This window comes from Streptomyces bugieae (assembly GCF_036352915.1).
GTDB lineage: Bacteria > Actinomycetota > Actinomycetes > Streptomycetales > Streptomycetaceae > Streptomyces > Streptomyces endophytica.
Window position 1 is genome coordinate 42368 of record NZ_JAZBJP010000027.1, and the last position, 17669, is coordinate 60036.

Annotated in this window: 11 protein-coding genes and 3 pseudogenes; 9 read left to right on the plus strand and 5 right to left on the minus strand. The window is 67.1% G+C overall.

Features of this window, described 5'->3' with window-relative positions:
- Nucleotides 1-86 precede the first annotated feature (86 nt).
- The gene (locus V2J85_RS30045) at nucleotides 87-473 is read right to left on the minus strand and encodes a transposase family protein (protein ID WP_330823317.1); all 387 of its coding nucleotides are present in this window, start codon (nucleotides 471-473) and stop codon (nucleotides 87-89) included.
- Nucleotides 474-872: 399 nt separating this feature from the next.
- Here V2J85_RS30045 and V2J85_RS30050 point away from each other — a divergent pair.
- Nucleotides 873-1213 (plus strand): annotated as a pseudogene (locus tag V2J85_RS30050) (leucine zipper domain-containing protein); the annotation flags it as partial.
- Nucleotides 1214-1533: 320 nt separating this feature from the next.
- Here the strand turns inward: V2J85_RS30050 and V2J85_RS30055 are convergent.
- Nucleotides 1534-2070 (minus strand): TetR/AcrR family transcriptional regulator, encoded by a 537-nt coding sequence (locus V2J85_RS30055; RefSeq protein ID WP_261953980.1) that lies wholly within the window; start codon nucleotides 2068-2070, stop codon nucleotides 1534-1536.
- Between the two features lie 119 nt (nucleotides 2071-2189).
- Here V2J85_RS30055 and V2J85_RS30060 point away from each other — a divergent pair, with 119 nt between their 5' ends.
- From V2J85_RS30060 to V2J85_RS30080, 5 genes are all read left to right on the plus strand, one after another.
- Nucleotides 2190-3419 (plus strand): MFS transporter, encoded by a 1230-nt coding sequence (locus tag V2J85_RS30060; RefSeq protein WP_330823319.1) that lies wholly within the window; start codon nucleotides 2190-2192, stop codon nucleotides 3417-3419.
- 931 nt (nucleotides 3420-4350) lie between these two features.
- Entirely contained in the window at nucleotides 4351-5352 is a 1002-nt protein-coding gene (locus tag V2J85_RS30065; protein WP_261953982.1) for an NAD-dependent epimerase/dehydratase family protein, read from the plus strand.
- A 75-nt stretch (nucleotides 5353-5427) separates the two neighbouring features.
- Nucleotides 5428-6735, plus strand: a complete 1308-nt coding sequence (locus V2J85_RS30070) for a glycosyltransferase family 4 protein (RefSeq protein ID WP_261953983.1) — start codon at nucleotides 5428-5430, stop codon at nucleotides 6733-6735.
- Nucleotides 6716-7588, plus strand: a complete 873-nt coding sequence (locus V2J85_RS30075) for a class I SAM-dependent methyltransferase (RefSeq protein ID WP_261953984.1) — start codon at nucleotides 6716-6718, stop codon at nucleotides 7586-7588. Before V2J85_RS30070 ends, V2J85_RS30075 begins: the two co-directional genes overlap by 20 nt.
- A gap of 114 nt (nucleotides 7589-7702) precedes the next feature.
- Nucleotides 7703-8980, plus strand: a complete 1278-nt coding sequence (locus V2J85_RS30080; RefSeq protein WP_330823320.1) for an aminotransferase class V-fold PLP-dependent enzyme — start codon at nucleotides 7703-7705, stop codon at nucleotides 8978-8980.
- Between the two features lie 320 nt (nucleotides 8981-9300).
- Here the strand turns inward: V2J85_RS30080 and V2J85_RS30085 are convergent, their stop codons facing one another.
- A complete protein-coding gene (locus tag V2J85_RS30085; protein WP_330823321.1) occupies nucleotides 9301-10902 on the minus strand; it encodes an ISL3 family transposase in 1602 nt (533 codons plus the stop codon).
- 621 nt (nucleotides 10903-11523) lie between these two features.
- Between V2J85_RS30085 and V2J85_RS30090 the strand changes: the two genes are divergently transcribed.
- Nucleotides 11524-12375, plus strand: a complete 852-nt coding sequence (locus V2J85_RS30090) for a hypothetical protein (RefSeq protein WP_261957579.1) — start codon at nucleotides 11524-11526, stop codon at nucleotides 12373-12375.
- Between the two features lie 477 nt (nucleotides 12376-12852).
- On the opposite strand, the pseudogene V2J85_RS30095 reads toward V2J85_RS30090, so the two are convergent.
- A pseudogene (locus tag V2J85_RS30095) lies at nucleotides 12853-13253 on the minus strand (transposase); the annotation flags it as partial.
- 101 nt (nucleotides 13254-13354) lie between these two features.
- On the opposite strand from V2J85_RS30095, the gene V2J85_RS30100 reads away from it, so the two are divergent.
- Nucleotides 13355-13738, plus strand: coding sequence for a CPCC family cysteine-rich protein (locus V2J85_RS30100; RefSeq protein WP_261953987.1), 384 nt, complete (start codon nucleotides 13355-13357; stop codon nucleotides 13736-13738).
- Between the two features lie 139 nt (nucleotides 13739-13877).
- Here V2J85_RS30100 and V2J85_RS30105 read toward each other — a convergent pair.
- Nucleotides 13878-14029 (minus strand): annotated as a pseudogene (locus tag V2J85_RS30105) (sigma-70 family RNA polymerase sigma factor); the annotation flags it as partial.
- A 762-nt stretch (nucleotides 14030-14791) separates the two neighbouring features.
- Between V2J85_RS30105 and V2J85_RS30110 the strand changes: the two are divergent.
- Nucleotides 14792-17656, plus strand: a complete 2865-nt coding sequence (locus V2J85_RS30110; protein WP_330823323.1) for a LuxR family transcriptional regulator — start codon at nucleotides 14792-14794, stop codon at nucleotides 17654-17656.
- The last annotated feature ends 13 nt before the right edge of the window (nucleotides 17657-17669 follow it).

Here is a 17669-nt window from a genome sequence, read left to right on the forward strand (position 1 = left end):
GCAGGCCGCCGGCGGGCGCCGGGGCGGAGGGAATGCCTACGGACTGCCGCGCCCGGGCGAGCCGTGACCGGATGTCTCGGCCCCGGTCAGGCCGACGGCACGGCCCCGCCGCGGAACTCTCCTCCGGCATTCGGGTCCCGGTGGACGCAGCTGCCCGGCCGGGCTGGGCTGCAGAACAGCACTCGCCCCTCCGCGTCTGTCAGGACCATCGACTTCACGGCATTCTGCTTGGTCTTTCCGGAGACGAACTTGTCCCGGTCCTTTCGGCCTGCGGCCGGGCGTCGCACGCGGATCTCCGTACCGTCGATGATCCCTGTCTGATCACTGGCTCCCAAGTGCTCGATGACTTCCGCGAGAGTGCGCAGCCTGATGCCTCGTGCGACGGTGCACCCTCGTTGCGCCAGCAGTGGCCGCACCTCGCCGATCGCACGCGTGACGGTGGAGCGGCCCACGCCGAACCAGCAGGCCAGCACGTCGTGTTGGTGCCATGGCGCAGATTGACCAGTGTCGCCAGCAGGCGGTCGACGAAGACGAACTTGTGCTTCGCCCCGCTCCTACTGCCCGCTGCCGCGGGCGAGTCGCGAGCCGAGCGTGATGCTGCTCGTGCCACAACGGCCCCACCTCAGCAATGAGTTCTACGATTACCTCCGGCGACAGTCCAGTGACCCGGTATTCCGCCACGATCAACTCACGCGCACCGGCCCCCATCATGGACAGTTCAACGAGCTACCTGGGCGCCGAGCCACGGCCAACCGTGCACGAGGTCGTTAGGTGTATTGATCACGAGCGTTGTTAACAGCTGCTCGGCTTGATCAATGGCGAAGACCTCCCATGTGGTGGAGGTGTCTACGCGTCGCCACACGGAGGTCTTCGTGTCCCACCGTAGTGCCCGGCTGACTGTGCACGGCAGGCGGCTGCTGGTCGAACGTGTCCGATGCGGACGGCCCGTGGTCCACGTCGCCGCCGAAATGGGCACGTCGTGGCCCACCACCCACAAGTGGATGCGACGATGGCTGGCAGAAGGCGACACCGGCCTGCAAGACCGCTCCAGCCGCCCGACAGGACCCGTACACCGCACGGCGCCTGTGTCGAAGACCATGTCTGCACGCTGCGGCAAGCCCGCACGCTGGGTCCGGCCAGGATTGGCGCGATCCTGGGCCTGCCGGTCTCGCCCGTGCATCGGGTCCTGACCCGCCGTGGCCTGCACCGGCTGGCCGACCGGTGAGCCGATCCGCCGCTAAGAACGAACCATCCTCGGCGAGATGACGGCAGAGTCGAATGCTTCAACCGCACCCTGCTCGACGAATGGGCCTGCACCGCCCGTCCCATTGTTGAAGAGTTTGGCCGGCACCCGAGCCCGAGCCGAGGAACCGGACAGGGCCGGCTGACCACTCCAGATTGCCGCTCGACGCCCCGCCGCCCGCCGGGGGCCGCCGCGCCTGGCCTGCCGCACTCAGCAGCTGTTCGGTGGCGACAGCGACAGGCGGGGGACGTTGCACCCCCTCACCGGAGTCGCTGTCACCGCGACCCTGGTCAGCCTCCGTTGCCCACGCAGGAATCGATCCATGTGCACAGCTCCTCAAGGGCGGCCTCAGCGCGTTCCTTGTCCCCAGTGATGAGGTAATCGCTCTGCAGGCTCGAGAAGCCGCTGTTGAGCAGCGTCGCCTTGATCAGGGCACTGCTTTCGGGCAGGCCGCGGCGAACCAGGCACGAGGCGACAAATTCGGCACGACCTCGTACGAACGCGGCCCCGGGAAACGGTAGGCGGCCAGCGGCGGCGAGCCCTTCGATCTCCCGGAAGAGCCGGGTCATGGCGAGCTCGTCGGGGCCGAGGTTGCGCTCCCAGGCCGACCGCACGAGGTGGCCGACCTTGACCTCGGGGTCATGCCAGCCCGGCGTCGACCGCAGCGCCACCTGCTGGCGTTCGTCGAGCCGCTCAAGTACGGCCGCGAGAAGGGCCTTCTTGTCGGCGAAGTGATGGGTCAGCACACGGGTGCTTTGGCCGATCCCCGCCGACAGCGTGCGTAGCGAGAAGCTCCCGATCCCTGTGTCCGCGAGCTGGTCGATCACGGCATCGATCACCTCGCGCCGACGTTCCGGGCTGGCCGGTCTGGGCACTCCAACGCACCTCTCTCCTCGTCGTCATACTCTGACACACCGTTGGGGTAACGACTGTTACCCTCATTTCCATGAAGTTCTTAACCCGAGCCGGGCCGGTGTGGCTGTGGGCTCTGACACTCGCTGCCTTCGCCGTGCAGACGGACGACTACATCCTCATCGGTGTTCTCCCGGCGGTATCGCACACCGTCCAACTGTCCGAGACCGCTACCGGTCAACTGGTGACGGTGTACTCGCTCACCTACGCGCTCGCCGCCCCGATGTGGGCGCTGTTGCCGCTCCGGATTTCCCGCAGACGCGCCCTGTGCGGAGCGCTCACCGTGTTCGGGGCCGCGAACTTTGCGGTCCTACTCGTGGACGAGTACGTGCCGCTCATGGCCCTGCGTGTTGTGGCGGCACTTGCCGCCGCTCTCGTCCTTCCCACCGCCCTGGCCGCGGCCGGCGCCGAGGCTCCACCGAAGCGTCAGGGCCGCTATCTGGCAACCGTCATGACCGGCCTGACCGGTGCGGTCCTGCTGGGTGTGCCCGCCGGTACGTGGATCGGCGCGCTCTTCGGCTGGCGGGCGACCTTCCTGTTCGGAGGGCTGCTGGGGGTGGGCGCGCTTCTCCTGCTCCTCCGTACCCTCCCGCGCGCCGAGGCGCACGCGGTCTCGGAGCGCACAAGCCTTCGCGTCATGCTTCGTCCGCTGCTCAACGGTGGCGTGACGGTGATCCTCGTCGTCACGATCCTGACCGTCGCAGGCAATCTGGCGTTCCAGACATACATCGCGCCCTTCCTCGCCGGCGTCTCCAGCGTGTCGCCGACAGTCCTCGCCGTGCTGCTGGTCTGCGCGGGGATCGGTGGCCTGCTCGGGACGCAGGCTTCCGGACGCCTCATCGACCGCTTCACGCCGGGGCGGGTCTTCTCCCTCGTGAGCGTGGTGTTCTGCGGGGCGATGCTCGCCTTTGCGGGCCTCTGGCTCGTCAGGCCGGTCCCCGTCGCGCTTACAGCCGTGCTGCTGGTTGCCTGGTCGGCGGCGGCATGGGCGGTGCCGCCCAGCATCCAGTCCCTGATGCTCACTCGGGCGGGAACGGAGGCGGCCGCGCAGGCGATGGCGGTCCAAAGCAGTGCCGTCTACGTCGGTGCGGCACTCGGTGGGGCGGTGGGCGGCGGTTTTCTCGCTGCCGACCAGGGCTTGATTCCGGCAGCCGCCGCGGGGCTGGCATTCCTGAGCCTCGTGATCATGGTCCCCGTCATGCGGAGCCGTACCGCCGACCTGAGTTCGAGCACGAACCGGGATGTCGAGACGGAGACGGCGTAGGTGGCGTCGCCGACTCTGCCGGTCTGCAGGCGGACGAGGTGATCTCAAGGCTTCTCCGCAGCACTTCCTGCGCTCCACCGCCACCGGCTGCGGGGCGGTGCGGTTCACCGCAGAAGAGCCGAGTGAACCGCACCGCCGCGGCGGCTTCCCTGCATGGGATGAACTCCACCGGACTCGGAACGTGCCCTGTCGTGGGTCCTGGAGATCGGCAGCCTACGCGCGGTCGCCCCAGCGCCGACCGCGCGAAATAGGCCCCTCGCGAATCGCCGGCAGACCAGTGCGTCAAGGAAAGGTGGCTGACCTCCCGCGTAGTTAAAGACTCCGGAGCGGCGCAATACGAACGTCACAACCTCGGTGACCACTTGAAGCACATGAGTAATACCTGTCACATGCGTTACGTGTGCACTGACTCAAAGATGGTGCCTGCATTAATTGACCTCGCTGGCACACGGATTGCAGACTGTGAGAGACCGAGGTGATTTAGTGCACGACGACGGAGGCATATGGACGTTCGGCGTCCACACCTCGGCAGCTCCCTTTGTCTCCGCTTGGCCACTCGATCCGTGAGCCTTTCATTGGCGCCGCGAGTGAAGAGTGTATGCGCATTTCGGAGCAGAGGGATTGGTCGCTTCCGTTTTCTCGGAGATTGGAGAGCACCATGCGCAATGAGCGTACGGAATGGGCTCCGGCCGGTACGGCGTGGATGCCTGAGCGTACGGAATGGGCTCCGGCCGGTACGGCGTGGATGCCTGAGCGTACGGAATGGGCTCCGGCCGGTACGGCGTGGATGCCTGAGCGTACGGAATGGGCTCCGGCCGGTACGGCGTGGATGCCCGAGCGCACGCTCGCCTGACCGTTGCACACTGCGCAGCCGTCGCCCAAGCGGCGGCTGCGCCCGGTAGAAAACCCACCCAACAGAAAGGGAACCGCTATGTCGAAGAGGGTGCTGGTCACCGGAGGAGCGGGTTTCATCGGGCGCAACATGATCCGGGCCATGCTCGGCGACGGCTACACAATCACTTCCCTGGACAACTTCAAGATCGGCGGGTGGCAGCACGTACCTGAGGACATCCGTGATCACGTCGAATGGGTGCAAGGTGATACCCGGAACTTCGACCTGTTAATGCAGGTCACACGGCACAAAGAGGCAGTTATCCACTTAGCTGCACCGTCCTCCTTCCTCATGTATGAGGAGGACCCGGTCGGCGGCGCCTCGGTGACAACCCACGGATTCATCAACCTTCTCGAAGCCATGCGCCGACAGGACATCGGGAAGCTCGTGTACGCCAGCACGAGCGCCGTCTACGAAGGCAACGACGTTCCTTACCGCGAGGGAATGGAGCTGAACCCGCCGGACCTCAAGGCGCTCTCCAAGAAGTGGAACGAGGAGGTCGCCAAGCAGTATTCGGAGAGGTATGGCATCACGGCCATCGGGATGCGGCCTTTCAGCGTCTACGGCCATGACGAGTTCAGTAAGGGGGGATACGCCAACATCATTTCCCTCTTCGTGTGGGCGGTACTCAACGACGTCACACCCGTCGTCTGGGGCGACGGCAGCCAGACTCGCGACTTCATCTATGTGGAAGACGCCGGGCGTGCTTTCCAGACCGCGTTGGAACGGGACCTGCCGACACAGGAATTCAACGTCGGAACCGGCATCGAGACCTCATTCAATGAGGTTCTGAGCCTGATCGGGGAAGAGCTGGGAAAGGAGGTCAAGAAGGAGTTTGTTGAGATCCCGATCGCTATCTACGCGCAGCGGCTTCTGGCGAACGTGGAGCGTGCGGAAAAAGTTCTCGGTTTCCACCACGAGGTCGACGTGCGGGAAGGGATTCGTCGGGTGATCAAGGCCGCCCGCGGAGCACAGGCAACACAGCAATGGCCCGCCATCAGCAACGCACAGATGTACTTCGAGACGCTGCCCACCGGCTGAAGCCTCGGACGGGGCCCCGGTGGACGACGTCGGGGCCCCGTACTGCTTCCCTACGCCGCCAGAAGGAGCCGCACGGTGCCTAAGGTTCTCGCTCTCACCGATTCGTCCGAAGACATCAAGAACTTCTGCACGGAAGCGGACACATTATTCTTCCGGATCCGTCCATTGCCGGCCGCGGAGCACACATACGACCGCTTCCAGGAGATGTACCGGAAGCTCAAGGAATCCTGTGACCTCTCCTCGGTGGAGGTGGTCGTCGCTGAATACGTCGAAGCGGTGCCCCTCGTCTATTTCATGCGACGGGACGGTTATCACTGCCCGGCGCTGATGATCCCGCACAGTAACCCCTACCCCTTCAACCTCCTCTTCTACTTCTTGCTCCTCGCCGGGCACGCCCATCCAGCAGATCTCGTCATCTGCGGTTCACAGAATGCGGCACGAGCGTACGAACACTTCACGGGAATACCGGCCGCGAACATCTGCACGTTCGGGATCAAGGATGTCTACACCAGGCAGGACAAGACTGAGTGCCGAGAGCTACTGGGCCTGCCTCGGGACCGCGACATTCTGCTGTACACCGGCCGGTTTATGAACGACAAGGGCCTGTGTTCCCTGCTTTCCGGCTACCGCCGGCTGCGAGAGGAGCGCCCGAGCGCCCTCCTCGTCATGTCGGTGACCCATATTGATCCCCCGTACTTCAACCGACTGGCGGCCCGGATGGAGGACGTGATCGTCTTCCACCGACTCGAGAAACGACAGACGGTCTCCCTCTACAACGCTGCCGACCTATTCGTCTCCGGCGCTACGAGCATCTTCGAAACCTATGGCAAATCCCCGTTGGAGGCGATGGCCTGCGGAGTGCCATCCGTAGTGCCCCGCTGGGACGGCTTTCCATACTTCATCAATGACACGAACGGCGCGCTCGTCGACGTCGAATACCTCACACACAGCAACGACAACCCGTACGAGTTCGCCCGGATGTCCGAGAGTCACTTCGTAATGAAATGCCAGGAGGTGCTGAGCCACTCCGAAGCCTTTGCCCCACAGGTACCGGAGGGGGCCAGGTACGAGCGGACCATGGAAGTGTTGCCCGGTGTACTGGAACGCATGGCGGCGAAGCGCGCTGCCGGTCCCGTGCGCACCGGCTCCCAAGAGATCGACAAGAGTCGCTACCCCGAGTCCGTCGTCGCGGTCCTCGACCATTACGGACTGGTGAAGTGCGAGGACCTCCTGTCCAAGGCCGACCGCTTGGGGCTCATCGACCGGAGCACCCGGGGAGAGGAAACGCTCCTACGGAACCTGCACCACGACATGTTCATGGCGATGGAGTCCCATGTACCCGGACCGGCCTGGGGAGATGCGGATGACGGACGCACGGCGTGAGGCACAACGGATCTTCGACACGCTGGCCTCGGAGTACGACCGGTCAGGCGTCGACTACTTCGGCCCGGTCGGCGAACGGCTCGTCGCCTTGGTGAAGATCGGCTCGGGCGAATCCGTTCTGGACATAGGTTGCGGAAGGGGAGCCGTCCTCTTCCATGCTGCCAGAGCGGTCGGAGAACACGGGCGGGTCGTGGGGGTCGACCTCTCCACGGCCATGGTTGAGGCAGTGCGGAAAGAAGCGCGGGCGAGCGAGATGCCGCAGGTCGAGGCGATGGTGGGGGAAGGGCAGTCGCCACCCTTCCCCGAGCAGAGCTTCGATGTGGTGACCGGGGGGATGAGCGTACACATGCTCGCCGACATTCCCGCCGCCCTGCGGGCCTATCACCAGGTGCTGCGTCCGCGCGGACGGCTTGGCCTTTCCGCGCCCGCGACGGTCGAACGACCCGCGCCGGAGGTCTTCGGGCTGCGTTCCATCGCGCGGTTCTCCGCCGCCCACGACGCGGGAAGCGGAATCTACCCCTATACCGAGGCTTTCGGCGGTGCTCGGCGCCTGCGGGGCGACCTGCTGGCAGCTGGCTTCGAGGAGGTCGAGGTCCTGGAGGAACCGGCGTTCATCTGCACCGACTCCGCGGAGCGTTTCCTGCGCTGGACCTGGACCCACGGTATGCGCAAGCTCTGGGAACGGGTCTCACCGGATGAGCGACGCCGCGCAGAGCGTGCCATCACCACCGAAGCGCGAGCCCGCAGCGAGCGCACCGACCGCATCGTGCTGCGCACGCCGGTCATGTACGTCACCGCCGTCCGGCCGGCCCTCCACGCCACCGCCGGACCGTCAGACCGCGACCCCGCCTGACCGGTGGTGGCCTGGCCCCGCCTGAGCCGCCTGTGGGGACAGGCATCTCCCTCCGCGAGGTACCCCGGCAGCACCAGCACGTTCCGAGCCGACGTGATGTCACGGAAGGACGAGATGAAGCACGTAAGCACTGATCCGCCACCCATCATCCCGGCACGGCCGGGTGAGAACCGCCTCTGGGAATGGGCCCGGGAACAATTCGATCTGGACCCTGGCTATGTGCACCTGGCGCTGTCGATGCTGGCCCCTCACCCCAGGACGGTACGTGAGGCCATCGCATACCATCGCACCGAATTGGACCGAAACCCTGCCCTCCACTTCCATCAGCGGGACGAGCGCGTCCGGCGGGTGCTGGAAACGGCCGGTGCCTACCTCGGCGCGGATCCGGACTCGATCGCGCTCACCGAAAGCACCACCGCCGGCATGGCTGTGGTCTACACCGGCATGCGGCTCGGGCCCGAGGACGAGATCCTGAGTACCCGCCACGAGCACTACGCGGCTTCGGAGCTTCTACGCTTCAAGGCGAAGTCGAGCGGCGCCGGCCACCGGTGCATCAGCCTGTACGAGGACGGACCGACGGCTACGAGTGAGGAGATCGTCTCCTCCCTCGTCCGCGAAATACGGGACAACACCCGTCTCCTCGCCCTTACCTGGGTGCACTCGGGTACCGGGGTCAAACTGCCGCTTTCCCGCATAGGCGAGGCGGTGGCCGAGGTGAACCACGGCCGCCCTACCGACCGTCAGATCCTCATCTGCGTGGACGCCGTCCACGGCTTCGGGGTAGAGGACTTCACCGTCGAGGAACTTCGCTGCGACTTCTTCATGGCGGGCTGCCACAAATGGCTGTTCGGGCCACGCGGTACGGGTGTGGTGTGGGGGAGCGAGAGAGGATGGAACGCGGTCGAACCCATCATGACCTCGTTCGACGTCGAGGTGTTCTGGCCGTGGTACCTGGGCCGTACCCCCGACGCGGAAGCCCCCCGCGCCCGGCTGTGCACTCCCGGAGGATTCCCTGTTTTCGAACACCGTTGGGCTCTGGCGGAGGCCTTCGACTTCCAGCTCACCCTGGGCAAGAAGCCCGTAGCGATGCGCATCGCCGATCTCAATGCCTACTGCCACCGGCGACTCATGGAGACAGCCGGTATCACCGTGCGTACCCCGGCGGACAGAGCGCTGCGGTCGGGCATGACCTGCTTCGACGTCGAGGGCCGGGACCCCGGAGAGATCGCTGCCATGTTGGAGAAGCGGCGGATCATGGCAGGTCAAACTCCCTACCGAGACAGCGCAGTGCGCTTCGCTCCCGGCATCCTCAACTCGGTGGCCGACATTGACCGCGCCGTGGAAACGTTGGAACAGATCGTCCGTGCAGGGCCGCAGGAGCCCCCAGCATGAATACGGTGGGTCCGCTTGTCGCAGAGAGACCCCTTCCGGACTGCGCAGGCAGGGCATAGCGCCGGTGCGTTGGACTCCGCGCCGGATCCTGGCCGAGGAACAGCAATGGCGTGCCGCCCGAGGCCGAGCTGCGGACGGCAGGGCGCCCGCGCCGGAGGGGAGGATGTGCTGGAGCCGACCGCGCTCGCCCCGGTCAATCGGCAGCTGCGCAGGGCGTTCGAGGACGGCAAGAACGAGCCGGACGCCGCTGTTGCCGTTGCTAGCCAACGAGGGCTTGGGCGATTTGCCGGGTGGTCTGCGTAGTCGGCCGTCACTACTGGTTACGACAGCAGGACTCGTTTCCGGAGGAGTTGTAAGCCAGCCCGGCCGAACATTTGGCGCTTGAGCATCTTGATCCGGTTGACGTGCCCCTCGACCACGCCCGAGTTCCAGGGCAGCGTCAGACCGGCGATTACAGCGTCGCGGTCACGGTCGATGCCCGTTGCGAGGGTGTCAAGGCTCGGCAGGTCGTCCTGACGGACGGCGTCGGGCCATTCCAGGAGTCGTTCGCCCCGGCGCTCGGTGAGCATGTGTGCGAAGGGCCGGACGTGGCCTGTGAGGGCGTCGAGCTCGGCACAGTTGGGCAGGACGGCTTTGAGCCGGAGTTGTTCGATCTCGGTGAGGGATTCCGGGCGGCTGAGAATCCATCGGGTTACCACGCGAGGTGCCGGGGGCTGTGCGGTGATTGGCCGGGGTGACGTGCGCTTCTTCCGGATGTAGGCGCTGACAATGCCGTAGCTGCCCTTGTAGCCGAGCGGGACAATCTCCTCCCAGAGCTTCCAGACGCACGTGCAGCCCTCGCTCCAACGCTCGTCCAGGTAGGGCTTGTACTCGTCGAGGGCGGAGGTCCGGCTGTACTGCCACTGCCTGCGAAAGAGGTCCTCCGGTCTCGCGGCATCGGTGAGGCTTTTGACGGTGCGGTGGGTCATGCGGAGTTGCCGGCCGATGGAGCGGCGGCTGTGGCCAGCTTCGAGCATCGCGTGGACGGTGGCGTGCCTGGCCCGGATGCGGTTGGCGAACCGGTCGCCCCTCCAGGGCGATTCCGGGATCTCGTCAAAGGGTTCGGTTGTGTCGACCTCCTCCTTGACCGGTTCGGGGAGGAGGACGCGGAGGCACTGGCGGTGGCGGGCGACTTCACGCTCGGCGGCCTGGCCGAGGTTGTGCCACAGATGCCACCGGTCAGCGACCTGGACCGCTTGGGGTGCACCGGCTGTGGCGCCTTCCGCGAAGAATGGGGCCCGGTCCCGGCAGACGACCTCGATGCCAGGCCGCTTCGCCAGCCACTGAGCCAGGCTGGACGCCTCCCGGTCCGGCAGCAGATCGATGGGACGGCGAGTCTCAACGTCGACCAGCACCGTGCCATAGACGCGGCCCTTGCCGTTTGCGTACTCATCGACGCCATCCGCCCGCGGGGACGGGGCGTCAGGTTCGGGCAAGGCCGCGAGCAGCCGCAGCACGGTGCTGCGGCCGACGGATACCCCGAAGACCTTGGCCGTCCGTGCCCCGGCCCGGCCTGCCAGCGCTAGGCCGACCGCGGCCAGTGCTGACCGCAGCCTTTCGGCCCATCGACCGTGCCGTCGGGTCAGCCCCGGAATCTGCTCAGCGGATGTCCGTCGTCCGCACGAAGGGTCCGGACAGAAGAACCGGCGGATTCGCACGCACAGAAGCCCCTTTCGGCTGGCGCTGGGAACGTCGGCGGGAAACCGCTGGTAGGAGCTGTGTGGCCCACTCGATCGACTCCCACAGTCAGGGCAGTTCGCCCCGGTTGCCGTGCTGCAAACCTCAATGCGTATCGCCTCTTCGTCCATGCCCACCGACAGCACAGCGACATCCGCGATCGATGGGAACAACAGCTCCTCCAGCCGGAACACCGTCTTCTCCACGACCCCGGACTGTCGACCACACCAAGATCATCACGGATCATTTTGAGGCAACCCCGAGCAGACCCTCCCGGCCGTCAACCGTCACACTCCGTATGCGAAAGTTGAGCCACAACCACTATTGCTCGATAAAGCCATCGGTACGACGCGATTTCCGTCGTCGGGGTCCTTCCTTCATCGGCGTCCTGGCCGCAGAGGGTGAATGAGGAGCAGGGGAAGACGGGGGTTACGGATTGGGTTCCGGTGAGCTGTCGACTTCGCCGTGCGCGGTCCAGGTCTTGAGCACATGCTCGCGCCATCGGCCCTTTCGACGAGGCGGATGATTGCGTTCTCCCGGGTGCCATACAGCCCGACCCAACTGCCATAGGTGCGCAGGGCGGTGGCGTCGTCGGTCCACTCGCCGGTGACGGCAGGGGGTTCTCTGGGGTTGAGAGGTGCCGCGAACCAGGTTGGTGCAGCTCAGCAGTGGTGTGGTTGAGCGCAATCAGTGCAAAGGTGTGGTGCCACCGCTGATTCGAGCGAACCGGCTCGCCCGTAACGGCCCCGGACTCCTGTCTCTGCTGAGAACCTGATACTCCTCGCCTGTGGGCGAAAGCAGGGTGGACACGAGACAGGGGCGGGCCGTTGGATACGGGCGACTTGATTTCTGCTGTCAGCGCACTTGTTGCCGCTATTGCGGCGGGGGTGGGCTGGTGGCAAGCACACAGCGCCAGACGCGCTGTCAAGGCGGCCGAGGAACAGGCCAACGCGATGCGCGACCAAGTCAAGGCGGCCGAGGAACAGGTCAGTGTGATGCGCGACCAAATCGTGCTGGAGCACATGAGGCCCCGCTTTGAAGTCACCCACGCTACGACGATGCTGCTCCCCCGCGGCGGAGGGCGACTGGTAATTGAGGTTGCGCAGCTCACCGGTGTGCCACTCGATGACGTGAAGGTGGAGCTGCATGTCGGCAGCAGACAGGTCATGACCGATGGGGCGCACGACGGCGTCCACACCTGCCTGTACTCCGCGCCCGGCAGTAAGCTCACCTTTCGCGCTCACCTCGACGTAGAGGCCGCGCAGGCCCCGGCTGTCCGCGTCGAACTGTCCGGCACAGAGGCCCAAGGCACACGGCAGTGGGCTGAAAGACTCATCGCTCATCCGGTTCTCACGGACAACAGACTGCTCACTGAGGGGCGGACCGCTGCCGGACTGCCCCGGCGTGCTTCAAGCAGCCGCGACTACTCCGTGAACGACGAGCGGTGGCGGCAGGCCCCGCAGGTCTCCCGCGCCCCTGGCGACGTACGGGGCAGGCTGGCCAATCTGCGCCGGGGTATCCAGCAGGGTCGCAGTGTGGGAAGCAAAACGAAAGGTCAGGGGTCCGGTCCTGACAACGCCTCAAGGCAGGATGCGAGACCTGGTGGGACCACGTCGGGGGGCGTGGCCCCGGATGCCGCCGGCAACGACACCGACCCTGAAGATGATTCGAGCCGTTGATCGCATTCCCTCTCCGTGACGTCCTCTGAGACTGGAAGGCTCCTTGAGCGCCTTCGTCGTCAGCTCCGCCCGGTCCCGCCCGAACCGAAGATTCCGAAGCCACCGGTCAGCGACCGGGACGACCTCCAGATCGTCGTCGAGAACCGTCCAGTATTTCTGCCCGGACGGCAACACCACGGGAAACGCCCGCATTCCAAGCTCCTGCCACGAGTTGTGCAACAACCCGCCGCGGCCCCCCGAGAACGAGCCCCAGGGCCTCAACGAACCCGCCTCATACCAAGTCACACCGCACGCATCCCACCCCCAGAGAACGGGCCGCCCTCCTCGAATTGGAGGAGCGCGAGGTACTGGGTGGTCACCGGGCGGGCTCCTGTTGATCCGCCGTACGCGAGCACCAGACGTGACGTTGATACGCCGCGGCAAGGAGGGCCGGTGGCTGCGCCGTTTGATAACCCCTGCACGGACGAAGGCCAAGGCCTTGAGTCTGCGCACCCCGCGCCGCTGGGCATTAGGTCCCGTCAGCAGCCCCCTTTGACCGCGCGGACGCTGACGGAGTTGATTGCGCACCTCGACCAGTCCAGATCGCCAGCGGCTCCGAGTTCATCGAGGATGACGCGGTGCAGTCGGGCCCAGACACGCTCCTTGGACCACTGGGCGAAGCGTCGGTAGACGGTGGGCCAGGCCGGCCCGAACACAGGAGGCAGCTGCCGCCAGGAGCAGCCGGAGGTAGCGACGAAGATGATCGCTGCCAAACACTCATGATCTCCAGCTCGCCGACGCCCACCACCCTGCGGGCGTGTGACCACCGTCTCCGGCACCACTCGCCGAAACAGCACCCACAACTCTTCAGACGCAATCCGCTCAGCAAAGCCGGTCATGCTCAGACCAACGAGTCACATCGCCGAACGAAACGAGTCGGAGCCAGGGGCGGTGGGAACTCAGGTGCGGCATCGCACGGGCATCGCGCAGGATGGCCGGCGTGATACTGACCTTCCCGTGCGTGTGCTGCGGCCATCTGACCCTGGGCGAGCCGCCCGGCTCCTATGAGATCTGCCCGGTGTGCTTCTGGGAGGACGATCGCGTGCAGTTGCGCTGGCCCAACTGGGCCGGCGGCGCCAACCGGCCTTCACTGATTGAGGCTCAGGCGAACTTTATGGAGTTCGGGGCGTGCGAGGAACGGTTCGTGACCAAGGTCCGCCTGCCCCGGGATGACGAGCCGCTGGATCCGAACTGGCGCCCCATCGATCCGGAGCAGGACCACTTCGAGCCCCGGGGCACACAGGAGGCGCCGTGGCCCGACGACTGCACGGTGCTGTACTGGTGGCGTTATCGCGACACCGGATCCTGGCCTCGTGGCGGTTGAGATGAGCTGGCTTGCTCGTCGAGACAGGTCCGGCTCAACCGCCGTAATAAGCGCACGCCGGAAAGCTTCCTTGCACTCGCAGCCATAGCCACCAGCCTGATCAGCAACCGAAGACTCACCAAGTGAAACGACGTCTCACTCACGACTCGGCGAGCAAGCCCTCCCGCAGCCTTTGCAGGCCCGGTTCAACAGCCGGGAGATGTGCATCTGGGAGAGGTTGAGCTCCTTGCCGATGTCGGCTTGCGTCATCTCCGCCCCGAACCTGAGCTGGAGCAGCTTACGTTCGCGCTCGACGACTGGCTGGCTCCGCGGGTGGCGAAGGCCCGCTCAACCCTCGAAGCGGGGCGCTGCCGGCGTTTCTCGCAGATCTTGCCACCGCCGCGCCCGCGCTCGGACGCCCCACCGGGCACATCACCAGCCTCCCCATGCGTCCCTCCGCACTCACCCTGCGCACGTCCCCCGAGGTCCTCACTGCGGCCTTGCCGCAACTCAGCCAGGCCGGTCTGCTCACGTACACCTATGACGGCGACTCGGATGCCCCATATGCCACGACCACCCAGCTCCCTGGCGGCGCGTCCCGCCCGGCGTGCCGCGCGACGCTATCCAGCCCTTCCTCGGCTTCTCAGGGCTCTTTGCTGTGGCGCTGAAGGTGCCCAGTCGCGAGACGCCCTCAAGACCCGTTGGCAACGGCTGAAATGACGCCATGGGTGTATCGGGTGGGCTTGTCGCTCAGAACGCGTGCTGCGCATGCTCTTGCTGCAGGAGAGCGCTCCCAAGGGGGAGTTCGCGTTATGGGGGCGGTGTCGGGGTTGCGTGGCTGGTGCGGTGAGACGGCGCCTTGACCGTCGTGGTGGCCGGTGTCGCGTGCGGCGCTGGACTGTATGCGCCGAGCTGTCTGTCAGGAGCCTGGCTTCATCGCAACATCTGGCCATAAGGGGTCTTTTTCAAGACGACTGCCTAAATACGCACTTCACGCGAATTCCGTGACCAGTGAACTGATTGTCGGCTCTGTGCGTAGAGCGGTGCACGACGGTCGGCGATCGGGAGGGGCTCATGGCGCTCGGGGAGATCGGCCGCAGGAGCGAGAAGGCGCGGCTCCGGGCCGTGCTCGAAGAGTCCCGCAGGGACCGAGGCCCCGTCGTAGCGGTCGTTCGTGGCGAGCCGGGAGCGGGGAAGTCGACGCTGCTCGACGTTTTCGGAGCGGAAGCGTCCACGGCAGGGTTCCGCGTCGCCACGGTGCGCGGGACGGGAGCGGAGGACCGTCCGTACGCGGCAGCCAACCGGCTCATCGCCCAACTACGAGCCGGCGGTGGGAAACTCGTGGAGATCCAGCACCGGACACCGCCCGGCGATGGTCCCGGGGGGCTGATCGCCGCCGTGCCGACGGAACGGGACGTCCCGGTCGCTCTCTGCGTGGACAACATGGCTCAGGTCGACAGCTGGTCACTGCGGTGGTTGCTGGATCTTTCCCGGACGTTGCCGCCCGCGCCGCTGGCGATCGTGCTCACGGTCAGGATCTGGGGCGCCGGGGTCGAGGCCGTTTCCGGCCCTGTGGATGGGGCCTGGGGCGAGCCCGGCACCGCGCTCCTTGCCGCTGCCGAGCTCATTGACCTCCCGGGGCTGCTGACGATCGATCTGCCCGAAGCTGCCGCCGCACGATGCCGCGTCCGCCTCGACACACGCACCGCCGCGGTGTGCGGTGAGCTCACCGGCGGCAACCCCGCCCTCCTGCACGCCCTGCTGGCGCCGCACACCGGCAGCGCTCCCACGGCCGACGCGCTGCGCACCACCGCCGCGTCGGGCGCGCTGGCAGGAGCTGACCGGTGGCTGGCGCCGCTGAGCGCCTCGGCCCTGGCCCTGGCGCGGGCCGTTGCTGTGCTCGGCGGCGGCGCTGAGGTCGTGGACAGCGCCGAGTTGGCCCGGCTGACGGTCGAGGAGGCGCTCGGTGCCGTTGACCAGCTCGTCGACGCCTGCCTCCTCGCCAATCACACCCCGCTGGCGTTCCGTCATCCACTCCTCGAAACCATGGTTCTCGGCCGAATCGCCGCCGGCACCCGGACCGCCTTACATCTGCGGGCGGCGGCCCTCCTACGTGACCGGCAGGCGGCTACGACGACTGTCGCTCACCACCTGGTCGCCGCCGGCCCAGTGGGAGAGGAGTGGGCGATGCGTTGTCTGTGGCTGGCCGCACGCCAGCTGGAGCAGAAGGGCAGGCCCCAGGACGCGGCCCGCTGCCTGCGCGCAGCCCTCCGCGAACCCCTGCGCCCCCATGAAAAGTTGGCCGTGCGGCGGGAACTCGCCGAGCTGGACGCCTTTGTCGACCCGGAGCGCGCCGTACGCCTCCTGGACGCAGCGCGCTGCGAGTCCCAGGACCCCGGCGTCGTACTCGAATACGCGCTGGCACTGGCCGCCGTACTGGCCGAGTGCGGCCGGGCCGAGGACGCCGTCACCGTGCTCGACGATGCCGCGGCCCGCCTCGGGCGGACACCGGGGGACGGTTCCTGGCAGCTGCGGTTGCGTCTGCACAAGGCGTTCGCCTGCCGTCGTGGTCCCCTGTGGCTGGCGCAGGCTGCGGATCCGCTGGGCAACCTGACCTGCCGGACCCCGCACCGCGGGAACGCGGGCCGCGAGCTCGCGGCGCTGCGCGCGGTACAAGCAGTCGACGCCGGGGCCGACCGGGGGGCGGCCGTCCGGTACGCCCGGCAGGGCCTGCCCCGGGCTGAGGGGGATGGCTCGGCCACCCTGGTGTGGCGCACCTGCGGTGCACTTGTGGCGGCCGGCGAAGTAGCCGAAGCGTGGACGCACTGCGGCCGCGGGCGCCAGGTTGTCGGCGCCCGCCCTGGCCGCTGGGACCACATAAAGGTCGAGCTGCTGCGCGCGGCGGTCCTGCGGGCCCGGGGGGACCTCCACGGCGCCGACACCACCCTGACCCCCATGGCCGACCACCTGCTCGCCTTCGCAGCCACCGGTCACCCCTCGGCCGTGACCGGCGTGGCCGCTCTGGTCGAGGTGCACGTCCTGAAGGGCCTGGTCGACTCAGCGCGTTCCCTGCTGGCCGAGAGCGGCCTGGACCGGGGCCCGCTGCCGTGGCGGCGGGACTCGGCGTACGCCCTGGCCGCGCGAGCGGCGGTCCACGAGAGCGACGACCCCGCCCGCGCCCTGGAGGACCTGCTTGCGGCAGGTCGCCTCCTGGAGGAGGTGGGGGTGCGGAACCCCGCGGTGCTGCCCTGGCGCTCCCGAGCTGCTCGGCTCCTAGCGGCGCGGGGTGAACGCAAGGAGGCCGCCGAACTCGCAGGCGCCGAGGCGGCGGACGCCCGCCGCTGGGGCACACCGGAGTCCATCGGTACCGCATTGCACGCACTGGCCCTCACCGAGTCCGGGGAGCGGCGCATCGACCTGCTGACGGATGCGGCCGGGATGCTCGCCCGCTCCTCGGACCACCTGCACCATGCCTTCGTGCAAGCAGACTTGGGAGCCGGGCTTGCCGAGCTCGGCCGCGGGGAGGCGGCCCGTGCCGAGTTGCTCTCGGCCCTCCGGCTCGCCCGCGCGTGCGGCGCGGAGCCGCTGGCACGGCAGGTCCAAGGCGCCTGGAGGTCGCTCCGGGAGGCGGGCCGGGGACCATGGGCGCTCCCTGGGGCCCCCAGAGCCGCGCCCGATCCTGCGAGCGTGGCGGGGTCGTCCGTACCCCCGGAGTCCGCCGTTCACGCCGCCCCGCACTCCGCCTCTCCGCTCCTGGACTGCCTGACGCCTCAGGAACGGAAGATCCTCCACCTCGCCAAAGACGGACACTCCAACCGCGACATCGCGGGCCGGCTGTTCGTCGCCGTACGCACCGTCGAGTTCCACCTGTCCGGTGCGTACCGCAAGCTGGGCATCAGCGGCCGCCGACAGCTCGCTCAGGTCTTCAGCGGCGGCTGACGCCTGGGCAGGC

Bases quoted from the DNA above. Each gene is read 5' to 3' on its own strand.
- V2J85_RS30110 (WP_330823323.1), top strand. From the start codon at position 14,792: ATGGCGCTCGGGGAGATCGGCCGCAGGAGCGAGAAGGCGCGGCTCCGG.
- V2J85_RS30065 (WP_261953982.1), top strand. From the start codon at position 4,351: ATGTCGAAGAGGGTGCTGGTCACCGGAGGAGCGGGTTTCATCGGGCGC.
- V2J85_RS30080 (WP_330823320.1), top strand. From the start codon at position 7,703: ATGAAGCACGTAAGCACTGATCCGCCACCCATCATCCCGGCACGGCCG.
- V2J85_RS30060 (WP_330823319.1), top strand. From the start codon at position 2,190: ATGAAGTTCTTAACCCGAGCCGGGCCGGTGTGGCTGTGGGCTCTGACA.
- V2J85_RS30075 (WP_261953984.1), top strand. From the start codon at position 6,716: ATGACGGACGCACGGCGTGAGGCACAACGGATCTTCGACACGCTGGCC.